The sequence below is a fragment of the Mesorhizobium sp. CA7 genome, from assembly GCF_020165015.1.
Taxonomy (GTDB): domain Bacteria; phylum Pseudomonadota; class Alphaproteobacteria; order Rhizobiales; family Rhizobiaceae; genus Mesorhizobium.
Genome location: NZ_JAIUHH010000002.1, coordinates 182510 through 198118, shown reverse-complemented (window position 1 = coordinate 198118; position 15609 = coordinate 182510). Strand labels below are relative to the sequence as shown.

At 64.6% G+C, this 15609-nt stretch carries 13 protein-coding genes; 5 read left to right on the top strand and 8 right to left on the bottom strand.

Annotated features, from left to right (window positions below):
• The first annotated feature begins 38 nt into the window (after positions 1–38).
• Entirely contained in the window at positions 39–941 is a 903-nt protein-coding gene (locus LB552_RS05680) for a phosphotransferase family protein (protein WP_224602636.1), read from the top strand.
• An 84-nt stretch (positions 942–1025) separates the two neighbouring features.
• On the opposite strand, the gene LB552_RS05675 is transcribed toward LB552_RS05680, so the two are convergent.
• Both LB552_RS05675 and LB552_RS05670 read right to left on the bottom strand, forming a co-directional pair.
• Positions 1026–1946, bottom strand: coding sequence for a DMT family transporter (locus tag LB552_RS05675; protein ID WP_224602634.1), 921 nt, complete (start codon positions 1944–1946; stop codon positions 1026–1028).
• An 81-nt stretch (positions 1947–2027) separates the two neighbouring features.
• Positions 2028–3308 (bottom strand): amidohydrolase family protein, encoded by a 1281-nt coding sequence (locus LB552_RS05670; RefSeq protein WP_224602632.1) that lies wholly within the window; start codon positions 3306–3308, stop codon positions 2028–2030.
• A 176-nt stretch (positions 3309–3484) separates the two neighbouring features.
• On the opposite strand from LB552_RS05670, the gene LB552_RS05665 reads away from it, so the two are divergent.
• Positions 3485–5239: an ABC transporter ATP-binding protein gene (locus LB552_RS05665; protein ID WP_224602630.1), complete on the top strand. Its 1755-nt coding sequence runs from the start codon at positions 3485–3487 to the stop codon at positions 5237–5239.
• Positions 5240–5422: 183 nt separating this feature from the next.
• Here the strand turns inward: LB552_RS05665 and ilvD are convergent, their stop codons facing one another.
• Complete coding sequence (gene ilvD / locus LB552_RS05660) at positions 5423–7267, bottom strand: dihydroxy-acid dehydratase (protein ID WP_224602628.1); 1845 nt, start codon at positions 7265–7267, stop codon at positions 5423–5425.
• A gap of 271 nt (positions 7268–7538) precedes the next feature.
• Here ilvD and LB552_RS05655 point away from each other — a divergent pair, with 271 nt between their 5' ends.
• Positions 7539–8006, top strand: a complete 468-nt coding sequence (locus tag LB552_RS05655; RefSeq protein ID WP_140843932.1) for a VOC family protein — start codon at positions 7539–7541, stop codon at positions 8004–8006.
• A 162-nt stretch (positions 8007–8168) separates the two neighbouring features.
• Here the strand turns inward: LB552_RS05655 and LB552_RS05650 are convergent, their stop codons facing one another.
• From LB552_RS05650 to LB552_RS05635, 4 genes are all read right to left on the bottom strand, one after another.
• Positions 8169–9761, bottom strand: coding sequence for a peptide chain release factor 3 (locus LB552_RS05650; RefSeq protein ID WP_140843934.1), 1593 nt, complete (start codon positions 9759–9761; stop codon positions 8169–8171).
• Between the two features lie 123 nt (positions 9762–9884).
• A complete protein-coding gene (locus tag LB552_RS05645) occupies positions 9885–10142 on the bottom strand; it encodes a DUF1127 domain-containing protein (protein WP_224602626.1) in 258 nt (85 codons plus the stop codon).
• 65 nt (positions 10143–10207) lie between these two features.
• Positions 10208–10723 (bottom strand): hypothetical protein, encoded by a 516-nt coding sequence (locus tag LB552_RS05640; protein ID WP_224602625.1) that lies wholly within the window; start codon positions 10721–10723, stop codon positions 10208–10210.
• Between the two features lie 15 nt (positions 10724–10738).
• Positions 10739–11020 carry a DUF4242 domain-containing protein gene (locus tag LB552_RS05635; protein WP_067003570.1) on the bottom strand — a complete coding sequence of 94 codons (282 nt, stop codon included), beginning with the start codon at positions 11018–11020 and terminating at the stop codon, positions 10739–10741.
• 203 nt (positions 11021–11223) lie between these two features.
• On the opposite strand from LB552_RS05635, the gene LB552_RS05630 reads away from it, so the two are divergent.
• Together LB552_RS05630 and LB552_RS05625 are read left to right on the top strand one after the other, a co-directional pair.
• Positions 11224–13038: a winged helix-turn-helix domain-containing protein gene (locus tag LB552_RS05630; RefSeq protein WP_224602622.1), complete on the top strand. Its 1815-nt coding sequence runs from the start codon at positions 11224–11226 to the stop codon at positions 13036–13038.
• A gap of 62 nt (positions 13039–13100) precedes the next feature.
• Positions 13101–14174: an NAD(P)/FAD-dependent oxidoreductase gene (locus LB552_RS05625; RefSeq protein WP_224602620.1), complete on the top strand. Its 1074-nt coding sequence runs from the start codon at positions 13101–13103 to the stop codon at positions 14172–14174.
• On the opposite strand, the gene LB552_RS05620 is transcribed toward LB552_RS05625, so the two are convergent.
• Positions 14168–15541, bottom strand: a complete 1374-nt coding sequence (locus LB552_RS05620; protein WP_224602618.1) for an amidase — start codon at positions 15539–15541, stop codon at positions 14168–14170. The two genes, LB552_RS05625 and LB552_RS05620, sit on opposite strands and share 7 nt — an antisense overlap.
• Positions 15542–15609 lie beyond the last annotated feature (68 nt).

Here is a 15609-nt window from a genome sequence, read left to right as displayed (position 1 = left end):
ACCGTTCCGCTGTAAAACATCGTGTGATGGTAAAGGGGATGACGATGGACGAGGCGCGCGCCGCGTTGGCCGCCATTCCGGCGCTGGCAGGCTATGACGGGCCGCTGGAGCGTTTGGCCGGCCTGACCAACAAGGTCTACCGGGCCGGCGAAGCGTGTCTGCGCATTCCCGGCAAGGGCACGGAAGAATATATCAACCGCGCCAACGAGGCGGTGGCGGCGCGCGAGGCGGCCAAGGCCGGAGTCAGCCCCGAGGTGCTTTATGCCGATCCGGCGTCCGGCCTGATGGCGACGCGCTTTATCGCCGGCGCCGAGACGATGTCGCCGGAGAAATTCAAGGCGCGGTCGGGCAGCCCCGCGCGAGCGGGCTACGCCTTCCGCAAGCTGCATGCTTCGGGCGCGGTGTTCCCCTTCCGTTTCGAATTGTTCGCGATGATCGACGACTATCTCAAGGTCTTATCGACGAAGGACGTGGCGCTGCCCGCCGGCTATCACGACGTGGTGCGCGAGGCAGGCGCGGTGCGCGCCGCGCTTGCCGCGCACCCTATCCCGCTCGCCGCCTGCCATTGCGATCCGCTGTGCGAAAATTTCCTTGATACGGGCGAGCGGATGTGGATCGTCGACTGGGAATATTCCGGCATGAACGATCCGCTGTGGGACCTCGGCGACCTTTCGGTCGAGGGCAGGTTCGATGCGGCCCAGGACGAGGAACTGATGCGCGCCTATTTCGGCGGCGAGGCGAGGCCGGCGGCGCGCGGACGTATCGTCATCTACAAGGCGATGTGCGACCTGCTCTGGACGCTCTGGGGACTGATCCAGCTCGCCAACGACAATCCGGCCGACGATTTCCGCGCCTATGCCGACGGTCGCTTTGCCCGCTGCAAGGCGCTGATGGAGACCGCGGAATTTTCGCGGCATCTCGCCGCCGTGCGCGCGGGTTAGGCACCGGAAAAGCCAAGCCTTCAAGCTTTTGTTTTCATACATGTCGTTATCGCAAAGCCGCTGCACACTTTTGCGCGACATGCATTAATTCACGCCCTTCGGCACGTTCTCCGGCGGCACCTCGGTCTCCACCACCTTCTGGCGATGGAAGATGAACATGCCGGCAAGCACGACGATGGCGGCACCGACGAGAATGCGCGGGCCGGGCATGTCGCCGAAGAAGGCCAGTCCGAAGACCACCGCCCACAGAAGCAGGCTGTAGTGCAGCGGCGCCAGCGTCGAGGCCGGCGCCAGCTTCAGCGCCCTCGTGATCATCAGATGCGCGGCGCAGGAGACGACGCCGAGTAGTAGCATGGCGCCGAAATCGAGCGCCGACGGCGTGCGCCAGGCGCCGATGGTGAGCAGGCCGCCGACGATCAGCGTGCCGATCGTCTGCCAGGTGACCAAGGTCGTGTCGCTGGTGCCGCGCAGGAGGCGGCCGAGGATGATGGCGAAGCCGAAGGCGATGCTGCCCACCAGCGCGAAGGCCGACGACAGCGAGAAGGCGGCCGAAGACGGCTTCAAAATGATCAGCACGCCGCAGAAGCCGACCAGGATTGCCAGCCAGCGCCGCCAGCCGACCTTTTCGCCAAGCAAGAGGTGCGACAGCGCCGCGACATAGATCGGGCCGGCCATATAGAAGCTCATCACGTCGGCCAGCGGCAGGTAGACGACCGCGGCGTAGAAAAGCCCGGTATCGGCGGTGGTGGCCACGACACGCAGGAACTGCAAAACCGGCCGGTCCATGTGAAACAGCCTGGCCGTGCCCTGGTTGGCGATCATCGGGCCCAGCACGATGAAGGCGCCGATCGAGCGGATCAGCACCACCTGCCCGACTGAAAAGGAGGCGACCAGCCATTTGCCCATCGCGTCGTTCAGCGCGAACATGAAGTCGCCGGCCAGCATCAACAGGATGCCGGCGAGCAACATGTTCCTGATCGTGAAATTTCGGGCGAGCAAGGCCATGCCGCTCCCTAGCCGCATGCCGCCGGTTTGACGAGGGAAATCCGGAGCATCGGTAAGACCAGCGGCGGAAATCGGCTGGTTCTAGCCCGCCTTATGCCGCCGGTTCACCTGCGCTGGCCGTCCCGCGATCGACAGCCGTGTTTCCTGCTTCGTCCGCTCAGCCGCCACCTTGCCCCTGGCGATGACGCAAAGGCGCTCGGGGCGCAGGCGCACGGCCTCGATCGCATTGCCGGCATCGAGCACGACGAGGCTCGCCCGCTTGCCGACGGCAAGGCCCAGATGATCGAGCCCCATGATGGCGGCGTTGACGTTGGTCACCATGTCGAAGCAGCGCGCCATGTCGGCCGGGCTCGACATCTGCGCGACATGCAGGCCCATGAAGGCGACGTCGAGCATGTCGGCGGTGCCCAGCGAGTACCAGGGATCGAGCACGCAATCCTGGCCCCAGCCGACGCGGATGCCGAGCGCCTGCATCTCCTTGACCCGGGTCAGGCCGCGCCGCTTCGGGAAGGTGTCGTGGCGCCCCTGCAGCATGATGTTGATCAGCGGATTGGGGATTGCCGATACACCGGCCTCGGCGATGAGCGGCAAAAGCTTCGAGACGTAATAATTGTCCATCGAATGCATCGATGTGAGGTGCGAGCCGGCCACCCTGCCCTGCAACCCAAGGCGCTGCGTTTCATAGGCCAGCTGCTCGATATGGCGTGACAGCGGATCGTCGGTCTCGTCGCAATGCATGTCGACCATCAGGCCGCGTTTGGCCGCGATCTCGCAAAGCTCCGTCACCGAGCGGGCGCCCTCGGCCATGGTGCGCTCGAAATGCGGGATGCCGCCGACGATGTCGACGCCCATGTCGAGCGCGCGGATGGTGTTTTCACGAGCATTGGGCGAGCGGTAGAGGCCGTCCTGCGGAAACGCGACCAGTTGCAGGTCGATATAAGGCGCGACGGTTTTCTTGACGTCGAGCAGGGCTTCGACTGCGAGCAGCCGGTCGTCGCAGACATCGACATGGCTGCGGATGGCGAGCAGGCCCATCGAGACGGCCCAATCGCAATAGGCGAGCGCGCGCTCGCGCACGGCCTCATGCGTCAAAAGCGGCTTCATCTCGCCCCAGAGCGCGATGCCCTCGAGCAGCGTGCCCGACGCATTGATGCGCGGAATGCCGTAGGAGAGCGTGGCGTCCATATGGAAATGCGGATCAACGAAAGGCGGCGAGACGAGATTGCCGCTCGCGTCGATTTCGGCCGGCGCCGAACCCTGGAGCTTTGGTTCGATCGCGACGATGGTCTCGCCCGCAATCCCTATGTCGGCAATCCTGCCATCCGGCAGCGTGCCGCCGCGCACGATCAAGTCGAAATCCATCTGTCGTCGTCCCCAATACCAGAATCGGCTGCTATCGTGACCGAAAAGACAGCCTGCCGCAGCCTTTTCTTTCCCTCGACGGCGAAAGGTTCCATCCGGCCTCAACTCGCTCTATAAGCCGCCACGCGCCCTTGTGGCGAATCCGAATTTCTCACAGCCAGCCATAGGATCGGCCGTTGTTTCGCTTCTTCCGCTCGACGGAAAACCAACGCCTCATCGCGAGGCTGGTAAGAGAATCCTTCCATGACCATAAGTTCGGCTATGGCGCGGCCATATTGTCGATGCTGGTGGTCGCCCTCATGACGGGGGCAAGCGCCTGGATCCTGCGCGAAATCACCAACGAGTTCGTGGTCTATAAGCGGATAGACCGCGTCAACCTGATTGCCGGGGGTGTGGCCGCGATCTTTGTTCTCAAGGGCATCGCGACTTTCGTCCAGACCTATTTCATGAGCCGCGTCGGCAATGCCATCATTGCCGACCGGCAGCGCAAGATCTATGACCGGATCCTGGCGCAAGGCATCGAATTCTACCATTCGACCTCGTCTTCCGACCTGATCACCCGCATGACCAACAACGCGCAGGCGGCGCGCAGCGTGCTCGACCTCGTCGTCACGTCCTATGTGCGAGACCTGGTGACGTTGGTTGTGCTGGTGATGGTCATGGTCTGGCAACAGCCGGCGCTGTCGCTGATCTGCTTCGTCGTCGGACCGGTGGCGATCTACGGCGTCAACCGCATCCTGAGACGCGTCCGCAAGATCGCGGCGATGGAATTCATCTCGCTCGGCCAGATCGTGCATGTGATGCAGGAAACGGCGATCGGCGTGCGGGTCGTCAAATCCTTCAATCTCGAAGCCGCTATGCGCAAGCGCATGCACAAGGCGGTGTCGGACGTCGAAACCCGTGCCAACAACATCGCCACGCTGGAAGCCGCCACCAGCCCGGTGATGGAAACCCTGGCCGGGCTGGCGATTGCCGGCGCCGTGCTGGTCAGCGGCCTGCTGGTGCTGCAGGGCGGCCAGATGCCGGGCAACATCATGGCCTTCATCGCCGCGCTGCTGCTGGCCTATGAGCCGGCAAAGCGCCTGGCCCGCGTCCGCATCTCGCTGGAGACGGGCATCGTCGGCGTGCGCATGATGTTCCAGCTCGCCGACCGGCCGCTGACGCTGGCCGAGAAACCCGGCGCCACGCCGCTGCAACCCGGTCCGGGCGAAATCCGCTTCGACAATGTCACCTTCGCCTATCCGGAAAGCCCTCCGGTGTTCGAAGGATTCAACCTGACGCTTGACGCCGGCAAGATGACGGCGCTGGTCGGACCGTCGGGCAGCGGCAAGTCGACGATCCTGAACCTGATCATGCGCATGTATGATCCGCAGACCGGCAAGGTGATGTTCGACGGCCAGGATATCTCGTTCGCGACGCTCGATTCGCTCAGAAGCAAGATCGCCTATGTCAGCCAGGACACGTTCCTGTTTGCCGGCACGGTCATGCACAACATCCGCCTCGGCCGCGAGGACGCGACCGACGAAGAGGTGATCGCCGCCGCCAAGGCCGCCAACGCGCATGACTTCATCAGCGCCATGACCAAGGGTTACGATACGGAGGTCGGCGAGAACGGCTCGCTGTTGTCCGGGGGCCAGCGCCAGCGCATTTCGATCGCGCGCGCCATGCTGCGCAACGCCGAGATCCTGCTGCTCGACGAGGCGACCAGCGCGCTCGATGCTGAATCGGAAGCGCTGTTCCGCGACGCGCTGCAGCAGCTTACCGTCGGGCGCACGACGATCGTGATCGCGCACCGGCTGTCGACCGTGCACCAGGCCGACACGATCGTGGTGCTGGAAAAGGGCAAGGTAGTGGAAAGCGGCCCGCACAAGACGCTGCTCAAGCAGGGCGGGCTCTACCAGAAGCTTTATGAATATCAGCTGATGCCGTGACGCAGCGCCTCTCCTTCTCCCCTTGCGGGAGAAGGTGTCGCCGAAGGCGACGGATGAGGGGTGTTCCGGCTTGGTGGCGTGTTCATCCAGTCGGAATTTGCGAGCGTCTCGCTCCGCTGGAGCACCCCTCATCCGTCTCGGCGCTGCGCGCCGATCCACCAAGGGGAGAAGGGGAAGCGCTCCTTATTCCGGCACCTTCCTGACCGCGCCCTTGTCGGCGCTGGTGGCGAAAGCCGCATAGGCACGCAATGCCGTCGTCACCTTGCGCTTGCGCTTCTCGGCCGGCTTCCAGGCATCGGTGCCCTTGGCCGCCATCGCCTTGCGGCGCGTATCGAGCTCGGCCTCGCTGACGGCGAGATTGATCTTGCGGTTGGGTATGTCGATCTCGATCGTGTCGCCTTCCTGGACCAGGCCGATGGCGCCGCCTTCGGCGGCTTCCGGCGAGACGTGGCCAATGGAAAGGCCCGACGTGCCGCCGGAGAAGCGGCCGTCGGTGATCAGCGCGCAGGCTTTGCCGAGGCCCTTCGACTTCAGGTAGCTGGTCGGGTAGAGCATCTCCTGCATGCCGGGGCCGCCGCGCGGTCCCTCGTAGCGGATGACGACGATGTCGCCGGCCTTGATCTCGTTACCGAGGATCGCCTTGACCGAGGCGTCCTGGCTTTCGAAGACGCGGGCCGGGCCGGTGAATTTCAGGATGGACTCATCCACGCCGGCAGTCTTCACGATGCAGCCGTCGAGCGCCAGATTGCCCTTCAAGACGGCAAGACCGCCATCTTTCGAGAACGGCGTCCTGGCCGAACGGATGACGCCCTTCTCACGGTCGAGATCGAGCTCGTCCCAGCGGCGGTCCTGGCTAAAAGCGACCTGGGTCGGCACGCCGCCGGGAGCGGCGAGGAAGAAGTCGCGGACATTTTCGGCAGAGGTGCGTGAAATATCCCAGTGGTCAAGGGCCTCGCCGAGGGTGGCGGCATGGACGGTCGGCAGGTCGCGGTTGATCAGGCCGGCCTGGTCGAGCTGGCCAAGAATGGCCATGATGCCGCCGGCGCGGTGGACGTCCTCCATGTGCACGTCGGACTTGGCCGGCGCCACCTTGCAGAGCACCGGCACCTTGCGCGACAGCCGGTCGATGTCCTCCATGGTGAAGTCGACCTCTCCTTCATGCGCGGCGGCAAGGATATGCAGCACCGTGTTGGTCGAACCGCCCATGGCGATATCGAGCGCCATAGCGTTCTCGAAGGCACCCTTGGAGGCGATGCTGCGCGGCAGTGCCGTTTCGTCGTCCTGCTCGTAATAGCGCTGGGCGAGATCGACGATGAGATGGCCGGCCTCGACGAACAGGCGCTTGCGGTCGGCATGGGTGGCCAAGGTCGAGCCGTTGCCCGGCAGCGACAGACCCAGCGCCTCGGTCAGGCAGTTCATCGAATTGGCGGTGAACATGCCGGAACACGAGCCGCAGGTCGGGCAGGCCGAGCGCTCGATGACCTTGACGTCCTCATCGGAGATCGTGTCGTCGGCGGCCGCGACCATGGCGTCGACCAGATCGAGCGCCTGCGCCTTGCCGGCCAGCACCACCTTCCCGGCCTCCATCGGACCGCCGGAAACGAAGACGGTCGGGATATTGAGGCGCAGCGAGGCCATCAGCATGCCGGGGGTGATCTTGTCGCAGTTGGAGATGCAGACCATGGCGTCGGCGCAATGCGCGTTGACCATATATTCGACGGAATCGGCGATCAGCTCGCGCGACGGCAGCGAATAGAGCATGCCGTCGTGACCCATAGCGATGCCGTCGTCGACCGCGATGGTATTGAACTCCTTGGCGACGCCGCCAGCCTTCTCGATCTCGCGCGCGACGAGCTGGCCGAGATCCTTCAGATGGACATGGCCCGGCACGAACTGGGTGAAGGAATTGACCACCGCGATGATCGGCTTACCGAAGTCCGAATCCTTCATGCCGGTGGCGCGCCAGAGGCCGCGAGCGCCGGCCATGTTGCGGCCATGGGTGGTGGTGCGGGAACGATAGGCGGGCATTCGATTGTCCTTGCTGGCTGGCCACACCGATGCGCGGCGGGCGGCGCTCGAATTTAGTCGGCAGCGGTTATAGCGGCCATGTTCCGGCATGACCACCATTTTGCGCTGCGCCAGCATGCTTCGGCAAATTTGCGCTTTTCAGGAAATTTTTGCTGCCGCTGTCGGATGACGCTTCGCTGAAGCGTCCTTGAGGCAGACGGCATCGAAATGGCACGAAATCGCCACCGAACCGTTTGACGACGAAGCCAACATGAAGCCCGAGGAGCAAGGCATGCAGAAGATCACCACCTTCCTGTGGTTCGACGATCAGGCCGAGGAGGCCATGAACCACTACATCTCCATCTTCAAGAATTCGAAGGTGCTGAGCGTGACGCGCTGGCCCAAGGGCCATCCCCAGGAAGGCCAGGTGCTGGTCGCCTCGTTCGAGCTCGACGGCGTGCAGTTCCAAGCCCTCAACGGCGGGCCGCAATACAAGTTCACCGAAGCGATCTCGCTGTCGATCGACTGCAAGACGCAGGAAGAGGTGGATCATTTCTGGACCAGGCTCACCGAAGGCGGCGAACCGGGACGCTGCAGCTGGCTGAAGGACAAGTTCGGGGTTTCCTGGCAGGTCGTGCCGGAGCAACTGCCGCGGCTGCTTCAGGATCCGGACCGCGAGAAAGCCGGCCGCGTGATGTCCGCGATGATGCAGATGGGCAAGATCGACATCGCCAAGATCGAGGAAGCGGCGAAGGGGTGAGCGCCCTTTACCTTCTCCCCTTGTGGGAGAAGGTGGATCGGCGCGCAGCGCCGAGACGGATGAGGGGTGTTCCAGCGGAATGAGACGTCGGTGTTCCCTGGAACACCCCTCATCCGGCCGCTCCGCGGCCACCTTCCCCCACAAGGGGGAAGGGAAAAACACTCACGCCGCCTTATCACGCACCTGGTAATCCTTGACCGCGGTGAAGCGGATCGCTTTCCAACGCTCGGCTTCGTAGTTCAGCGAGAAGGCGTGCTGGGCGAGAAAGACCGGATCGTTGTCGAGGTCGCGGGCAATGTCGCCCCGATGCGCCTCGATGAAACGCTGGACTTCCGCCTTGTCGTCGGCCGAAATCCAGCGGCAGATCGAGAAACGCGACATCTCGAAATCAACCGGCAGCGTGTATTCGATGTTCAGCCGTTCCTTCAGAACGTCGAGCTGCAGCGCGCCGACGACGCCGACGATCGCCGGCGAGCCGTCCTCGGGCGAGAACAGCTGCACGACGCCTTCCTCGGCCATCTGGTGCAGCGCTTCCTTCAGCTTCTTGGCCTTCATTGCGTCGCCGAGGCGCACGCGGCGCAGGATTTCGGGCGCGAAGTTCGGCACGCCGCGGAACAGGATCTCCTCGCCTTCGGTCAGCGTGTCGCCGATGCGCAGGGTGCCGTGGTTGGGGATGCCGACGACGTCGCCGGCGAAGGCCTCGTCGGCGGTGACGCGGGTGCGGGCGAAGAAGAACTGCGGCGCCGACAGGCTCATCGGCTTGCCGGTGCGCACCAGCTTGGCCTTCATGCCGCGCTCAAGCTTGCCCGAGCAGACGCGCACGAAGGCGATGCGGTCGCGGTGGTTCGGATCCATGTTGGCCTGGATCTTGAAGACGAAGGAGGTCATCTTCTCCTCCGTCGCCTCGACCGTTCGCTCGTCGGCTTCCTGGGCGCGCGGCGGCGGGCCGTAGGCGCCGAGCGCCTCGATCAGGTCGCGCACGCCGTAATTGCGCAACGCCGAGCCGAAATAGACCGGCGTCAGGTGGCCTTCGCGAAAGGCTTCCACGTCGAGCGGGCGACAAGCCTCCCGCGCGAGTTCCAGTTCCTCGATGAAGGCCTCGCGCTCGTTTTCGGGCAAAAGGCCGGCGACGCGGTTGGAATCGGGTCCGTTGACCGGCGTGCGCTCCTTTTCCGCGTCGCCCTTGCGCACCGCATTCAGCGCCAGGTGGTAGGTGCCGGAAAAGGTCCTGCCGCGGCCGATCGGCCAAGTGACCGGCGCGGTGTCCAGCGCCAGCTTCTGCTCGATCTCGTCGAGAATTTCGAACGGATCGCGGCTCTCGCGGTCCATCTTGTTGACGAAGGTTATGATCGGAATGTCGCGCAGCCGACAGACCTCGAACAATTTCAGCGTGCGCGGCTCGATGCCCTTGGCGGCGTCGATGACCATGACCGCCGAATCCACCGCCGACAGCGTGCGATAAGTGTCGTCGGCGAAATCCTCGTGGCCGGGCGTGTCGAGCAGGTTGAAGACGTTGTCGTCATATTCGAAGGTCATCACCGAGGTAACGACCGAGATGCCGCGCTCGCGCTCGATCTTCATCCAGTCGGACCGCGTCTGGATGCGATCCTTCTTGGCCTTGACCTCGCCGGCGAGCTGGATGGCGCCGCCGAACAGCAGCAGCTTTTCGGTGAGCGTGGTCTTGCCGGCGTCAGGGTGCGCGATGATCGCGAAGGTGCGGCGGCGCGATACCGCCTGTTCGATGTCTTCTGCCAATTTCTGGAATCCTGTCTGTGGCGCGGGCTTCTAGCAGCGCTTGTCCGGCGTGTCGACGGTTTTGGAGAGACCGGTTCGACCGGCGCAGCAGAGAGACGTGCCGTCGGCAAAAGACCTTGGTCCTCAATTCCACATTCCGTCGCGATCGGTCTTGCCGCCGTACCTGGTGACCGACGATATTTCCAAGCGTTCGATACCGATGTCGCGCAACAGGTAGTCCGGCAACTCGTCCAGCCAGGCGCGATCCCTGCGAATGCGGACCATCCGCGCGAGGACGCGCAGGCCGGAACGGCATATTTCGACGGCTGTCGCGAAGAAACGCCCGTTAACGGATGAGCGGGCGACGGGCTTCATTCCCATGCGAAGGGATGGCATGATCATCTTCCTCTTGTTTGAACGAAAGGATCGGGAGGGCCGTGCAGGCCCTCCCGAAGACGCTGCGCGTGTCAGGACCGGTCGTGCTCGCAGCTCACATAAGGGTTCCAGTCGGCGAACATGCCGGCCGGGTTGTGCCGCCAGTGCCAGACATGGAGCTCGTAATACGGGTCCACCGGATGGACTCCCACCGTCGTCTTGCGCTGCAGGGTGCGGCCGAGGAATTCGGGTACACCTTTGCCCTTCCAGTCCTTTTCGAAGACGATGTATTCCATGCCGACGAGCTGCATCGAGCCATCGGCCTCCGGCTCGTAGGTCAGCACATCTGGCTCGCCGAGCACGAGCCTGCCGTCGCCGGCCCGCTCGGGATGGATGAAGTGGACGCCCATCGTTCCGTGCTGGTCATGCGTCGTGCATTCGAACAGTTGCCGATAGCCGTCCGCCTTGGCGACCTCGATGTCGAGATACTTGGCCGCCATCTCCCGAGACCGGTTGAGCACCGGATCGGGCATGTCGTGGGCGACCGCGGTGCCGCAAAACAGCGCGGAGGCGCCGACGGCAAGGACAATTTCGGCAAAGCGCTTCACGATCGATCCTCCCCGTCAGGCTGCGGCGTAAGCCGTCGTCGGATCGAACAGGCGCTTGACCTGCGTGATCTTCGTTGCCGGGAAGCCGCTCATCTTGGCATGACGCTGGATGATCGCCTCGTCCTTGGCGAGATAGACGCAAAAGGTCTTGTCGTCCGCCACGAAGGATTCGACCCACTGGATGTCGGGGCCAAGCTCGGCCAGAACGGCATTTGAGGCCTTGGACGCATCGCGAAGCTGCTCGCGCTCGAAGGTGCCGACCTTGGGAATCTCGCGTTCGATGATGTATTTCTGCATATCATAATCTCCTTGATCTGGGTTCAAATGCCACCGGGCGCCCGACCAGGTCGGTGCCCGTGACATCCCGGGGGCCGCTGAGCTAAACTGCAGCTTGGCCCGCCAGGCAGACGGAGAATTACGAAAGCGGCGGCCAACAGTCCTTACGCCGCCCTTATCTTATTCTGATCCTTTGCCTATTGCCGTTACAGGGATTGCTGCCGATGGGAATTTATTGCTTCGGCGACTTCGAACTCAATGAGGAGTCCCGCGCCCTTCACCTCGCCGGAAGCGAGATCGAGGTGCAGCCCCTGGTCTTCGATTTCTTCGCCGTCCTGCTGCGCCATCAGGAGCGCGCCTTGAGCAAGGACGAATTGCTTGAGAGGCTGTGGCCCGACGTGACGGTGACCGAGGCTTCGCTGCAGCGCGTCGCGAGCCTTGCCCGCGGCATCCTTCGCCAGGGCGGCATGGAGACGGCGCTGCGCAACCTGCCCCGCTTCGGCTACCGGATTTGCCTCGATCAGCCGGCCGCCTTGCAAACCAGGCCGGCGCCGGCTGATGGGGGCGGCAGGCCCTCGATCCCCGGCCTGCCAATTCTGTCGGCGCGGGCTGCCGTTGCAGCGAGGAAATGGCATGACGCCGCGGCCTCTTTCACGCAGGCGGATGCCGCCGACGAGCTGCTGACGGCCGATCTCGAGGAATGGGCGCTGGCGCTGGAATGCATGGGCCGGCCGGCCGAAGCCATTCCGCTTCTGGCGCGCGCGGTGACGGCTTACGGCGTGGCCGGCGAGCGACTGCGCGCGGCTTCCCCCGCAATCACCCTCGCCAGGATCCATCTCGAGAGAGGCGAGCTTGCCGTCGCCAAGGGCTGGCACAAGCGCGCCGCGCAGTTGATCGATACCGCTTCCGACAGCAGGGAGCACGGTCTCTGGTGCTGGATGGGGGCGCGCATCATGGGCGCGGAAGCCGAGCCGGAACAGGCGCTTGCGCTGGCTGAGCAAGCCTTCGCGGTCGGCAGGCACCTCGACGATCCGGTGGTGGAGTCGCTCGGCCTTATCTATCGCGGCTTCTTCAAGCTGTGTCTCGGTGAAACCAAAGCCGGGCAGGAGGATCAGGACCTTGCCGCCGCGCTCGGCCTGTCCAGCGATGTCGACCCGGTCGTCGGCGGGATCCTCTATTGCAACATTCTGTGGGCTTGCCGGAATTTCGGCGACTGGTCGCGCGCCAACCAATGGACGCTCGGCTACGAAGATTGGTGCAGGGGACACGGGCTGGAAGACCTTTCGGGCTCGTGCCGGCTGCATCGCGCCGAAGTGCTCGGCGTTCATGGCACGCTGAAGGAGGCGGAAGCGCTTGTGCGCGCGGCACTCGACCAGCTCGCACTCGACGCGCCCTGGGCGACCGGCGACGCCTTGCGCGTGCTGGGCGACATTCACCTGGCGGCCGGAGAATTCACGGAAGCCGAAACGGCCTACCGCGCATCGCACGCAGCAGGCTGGGATCCGCAGCCCGGACTTGCGCTACTGCAACTGGAGCAAGGGCAGGCGGAGGCCGCTTTCAGCGCTCTCGAACGTTCCCTGGTGGGCAATGGCTGGCCGACCTTGCAGCGGCGAGGCATGGTCCTCGCCACGCTCGCCAAGGTGGCGGCGCGGACCAATCGGCGCGAGCGGGCGAAGGAGGTGATCGCCGAATTGGAGACCCAGCCGCAGCGCTGGCCAATGGCCTCCATCCAGGCGCTGACCGCGGAAGCCAAAGCGGAGCTTTTCATGCAGGAAGAGCGCCCCGCCGAGGCTGCCCGGGAGCTGCAGATCGCATGCTCGCACTGGAACGAGATCGGCTCGCCGATCAATGTCGCTGACGCCCGGCTGTCGCTCGCGGCGCTGCTCATCAGGATGGGCGATCGTTCCGGCGCTGAGCTGGAGCTCGGCACCGCGCTCGCGATTGCGAAGAAAGTCGACTCTTCACGGCTCATGCGGCGCTGCGACGAGCTGAAGGGCCTGATTGCCGGGGCGCAGGCGGTAGCGGCGGGCAGCGTCTAGCTCTCACTTGAGGTCTGCTCGGCGCGGTGGCATGAGAGGGAAATCTCTCTCAAAGGTCCGGCATGAGCAGCGCAAAGCAAGTCATCGTCATCGGCGCTGGCATCATCGGCGCCTCGATCGCTTGGCATCTTATGAAAGCCGGCGCGCGGGTGACGGTGGTTTCGGAAAGCGGCGCCGGCGGTGTCGCCACGCCGAATTCCTTTGCCTGGATCAATGCAAGCTGGGGCAATCCGGAAACCTATTTCCGGCTGCGCATCCGCGCCATGGCCGAATGGAAACGGCTGGCGAACGACCTGCCCGGCCTGCCGGTCGCGTGGTGCGGCGGCCTGTGCTTCGACCTGCCCGCGGACAGGCTCGAGGCCTATGCGGCCGAGCATTCGTCCTGGGGCTATGGCATCGAACGGGTCGGGCGCGAACAGGCGGCGCGCATCGAGCCCAATTTGGCGGAGCTTCCCGAGTTTGCGCTTTATGTCGCGCAGGAAGGCGTGGCCGAGCCTGTGGCGGCCACGAAGGCGCTGCTGGCCGACGCCGAACGGCGCGGCGCGCGGGTCGTCACGGGAACCGTCGACAGGCTGGCGCTGGTCAACGGCAAGATCACGGGCGTCGTCGCTTCGGGCGAGATCATCGCCGCCGACGAGGTGGTGATCGCAGCGGGCGCCGGCGCTCCGGCGATCGCCGCGACGGCAGGCATCAAGCTGCCGATCGAGACTCCGCCCGGTCTAATCGTGCATTCGCGACCGCACCCAAAGCTGCTCAACGGGCTGGTGCTGGCCGACAGACTGCATATGCGCCAAACCGCCGACGGCCGTATCATCGCCGGCTCGGATTTCGGCGGCGGCGATCCAGGCGAGAATCCGGAGGCCGCCGCGCAGGCGCTGTTCGCCGCGACGAAAGCGATGCTGCGCGACGCCAGCGGGCTGGAATTCGACTTCCACACGATCGGCTACCGTCCGACGCCGGTCGACGGTTTCCCGATCGTCAGCCGCGCGGAAGGCGTCGGCGGCCTCTACGTCGCCGTCACCCATTCCGGCATCACCCTGGCGCCGGCGATAGGCCTGTTTGCGGCCGGCGAAATCCTCGACGACGAGCGCGATGCGTTGCTTGAACCCTACGCGCTGTCGCGTTTCGCTCAGTAGCCAGGAGGCCGGTGAAACCCGCCGGTGAGCGACGCAATCGCGGCTGCAATGCCGAGCAGCCGCGCTTCCGACCATTTCCTGCCGACCAATTGAAGGCCGATCGGCAAGGCGTCGCGGTCCTGCCCACAAGGGAACGCGAGCGCCGGATGGCTGGAATAGTTGAACACCGCGCCATAGGCCGGCAGCATCCAGTAGCTCTCCTCTTTGCCGTTGACCTTGAGAGGGCTGCCCGGCTTGCAGTGCGGGAAGGCCGTGGTCATGGCGACCGGGCAGAGCAAGGCATCGCAGCTGTCAAAGAACCGCTCCCAGGCAAAGATCGACCGGTCGCGGCGGGCAAGCGCGGCGAACCAGCGCGACACCGGCGTCGGCTGCTCCGGCGGTTCCGGCTGCGCGGCTTCCAACATCATGCCGATCAATGCACCGCCTTCGGACAAATCGTCGTGCAGGTCGAGCTTCGGCAATTTCGCGTTCTCCACAACCGCGCCCGCCGAGGCCAGCTTCGCGGCCAGGCTTTCGACGGCGACACGGATTTCGGTGGCAACCGGGAAGCCCGGGAAAGATTCGGCCACGGCGATGCGCAACGACTTGAGTTCGAGTTTCGGCATCGGCTCAACCGGCACGGGCGCCAGGTCGGTGTCCGCGCGGTCCGGTCCGGCAATGATCCGATAGATCAGCGCCAGATCCTCGGTGTTGCGAGCAAGCGGGCCAACACATGACATCAGCCGCACGCTGCGCGGCATGCCGCCGGGATCGGGAAAGGCGCCGGCCAGCGACACGCGATGTTCAGTCGGCTTCAGGCCATAGACGCCGCAGAAAGCAGCGGGCAAGCGTATGGAATCCTGCATGTCAGTGCCGACTTCGAACGGCGTCATGCCTGTCGCGACTGCCGCGGCCGCGCCACCGCTTGAGCCGCCCGCCGTGCGCGACGGATCCCACGGATTGCGAGTGCGCCCGAACAGCGGATTGTCGGACTGCCAGTCGCCCAGCATAGTGGGGACATTGGACTTGCCGACCAGTATGGCCCCGGCTGCTTTAAGCCTTTCAACCACAGGGCTGTCCTGATTGGCCGCGTAGTCGGCGAAGGGTGGAAAGCCGACGGTGGTCCTGATGCCCGCCGTCTCGTGCGCATCCTTCAGCGTGAACGGCACCCCATGCAGCGGACCGAGCGTGTCGCCGCGCGCCGTTGCCGCATCGGCCAGCAGGGCACGTGCCCGCGCCTGTTCGCGATCGAAGATGACGACAGCGTTGACCGCCCCGTTGTGCCGGTCGATCTGGGCAAGCTGCGCATCGAGCGCCTCGATCGCAGAAATTTTTCGCTGGGCAATGGCTGCCGCGAGCTCGGCAGTCGAGGAAAACCCGATATCCATGTGCACACTCCGGCTGCTTGCCGCGCTTTGCCTTGAACATGGCGGATGAGGGCGCGGCTTCAAGCCGA

What these genes read in the sequence shown, in the direction of transcription:
- LB552_RS05625 (WP_224602620.1), top strand. Translation starts at nt 13,101, where the DNA reads ATGAGCAGCGCAAAGCAAGTCATCGTCATCGGCGCTGGCATCATCGGC.
- ilvD (WP_224602628.1), bottom strand. Translation starts at nt 7,267, where the DNA reads ATGCCCGCCTATCGTTCCCGCACCACCACCCATGGCCGCAACATGGCC.
- LB552_RS05675 (WP_224602634.1), bottom strand. Translation starts at nt 1,946, where the DNA reads ATGGCCTTGCTCGCCCGAAATTTCACGATCAGGAACATGTTGCTCGCC.
- LB552_RS05645 (WP_224602626.1), bottom strand. Translation starts at nt 10,142, where the DNA reads ATGATCATGCCATCCCTTCGCATGGGAATGAAGCCCGTCGCCCGCTCA.
- LB552_RS05630 (WP_224602622.1), top strand. Translation starts at nt 11,224, where the DNA reads ATGGGAATTTATTGCTTCGGCGACTTCGAACTCAATGAGGAGTCCCGC.
- LB552_RS05655 (WP_140843932.1), top strand. Translation starts at nt 7,539, where the DNA reads ATGCAGAAGATCACCACCTTCCTGTGGTTCGACGATCAGGCCGAGGAG.
- LB552_RS05680 (WP_224602636.1), top strand. Translation starts at nt 39, where the DNA reads ATGACGATGGACGAGGCGCGCGCCGCGTTGGCCGCCATTCCGGCGCTG.
- LB552_RS05635 (WP_067003570.1), bottom strand. Translation starts at nt 11,020, where the DNA reads ATGCAGAAATACATCATCGAACGCGAGATTCCCAAGGTCGGCACCTTC.
- LB552_RS05620 (WP_224602618.1), bottom strand. Translation starts at nt 15,541, where the DNA reads ATGGATATCGGGTTTTCCTCGACTGCCGAGCTCGCGGCAGCCATTGCC.
- LB552_RS05670 (WP_224602632.1), bottom strand. Translation starts at nt 3,308, where the DNA reads ATGGATTTCGACTTGATCGTGCGCGGCGGCACGCTGCCGGATGGCAGG.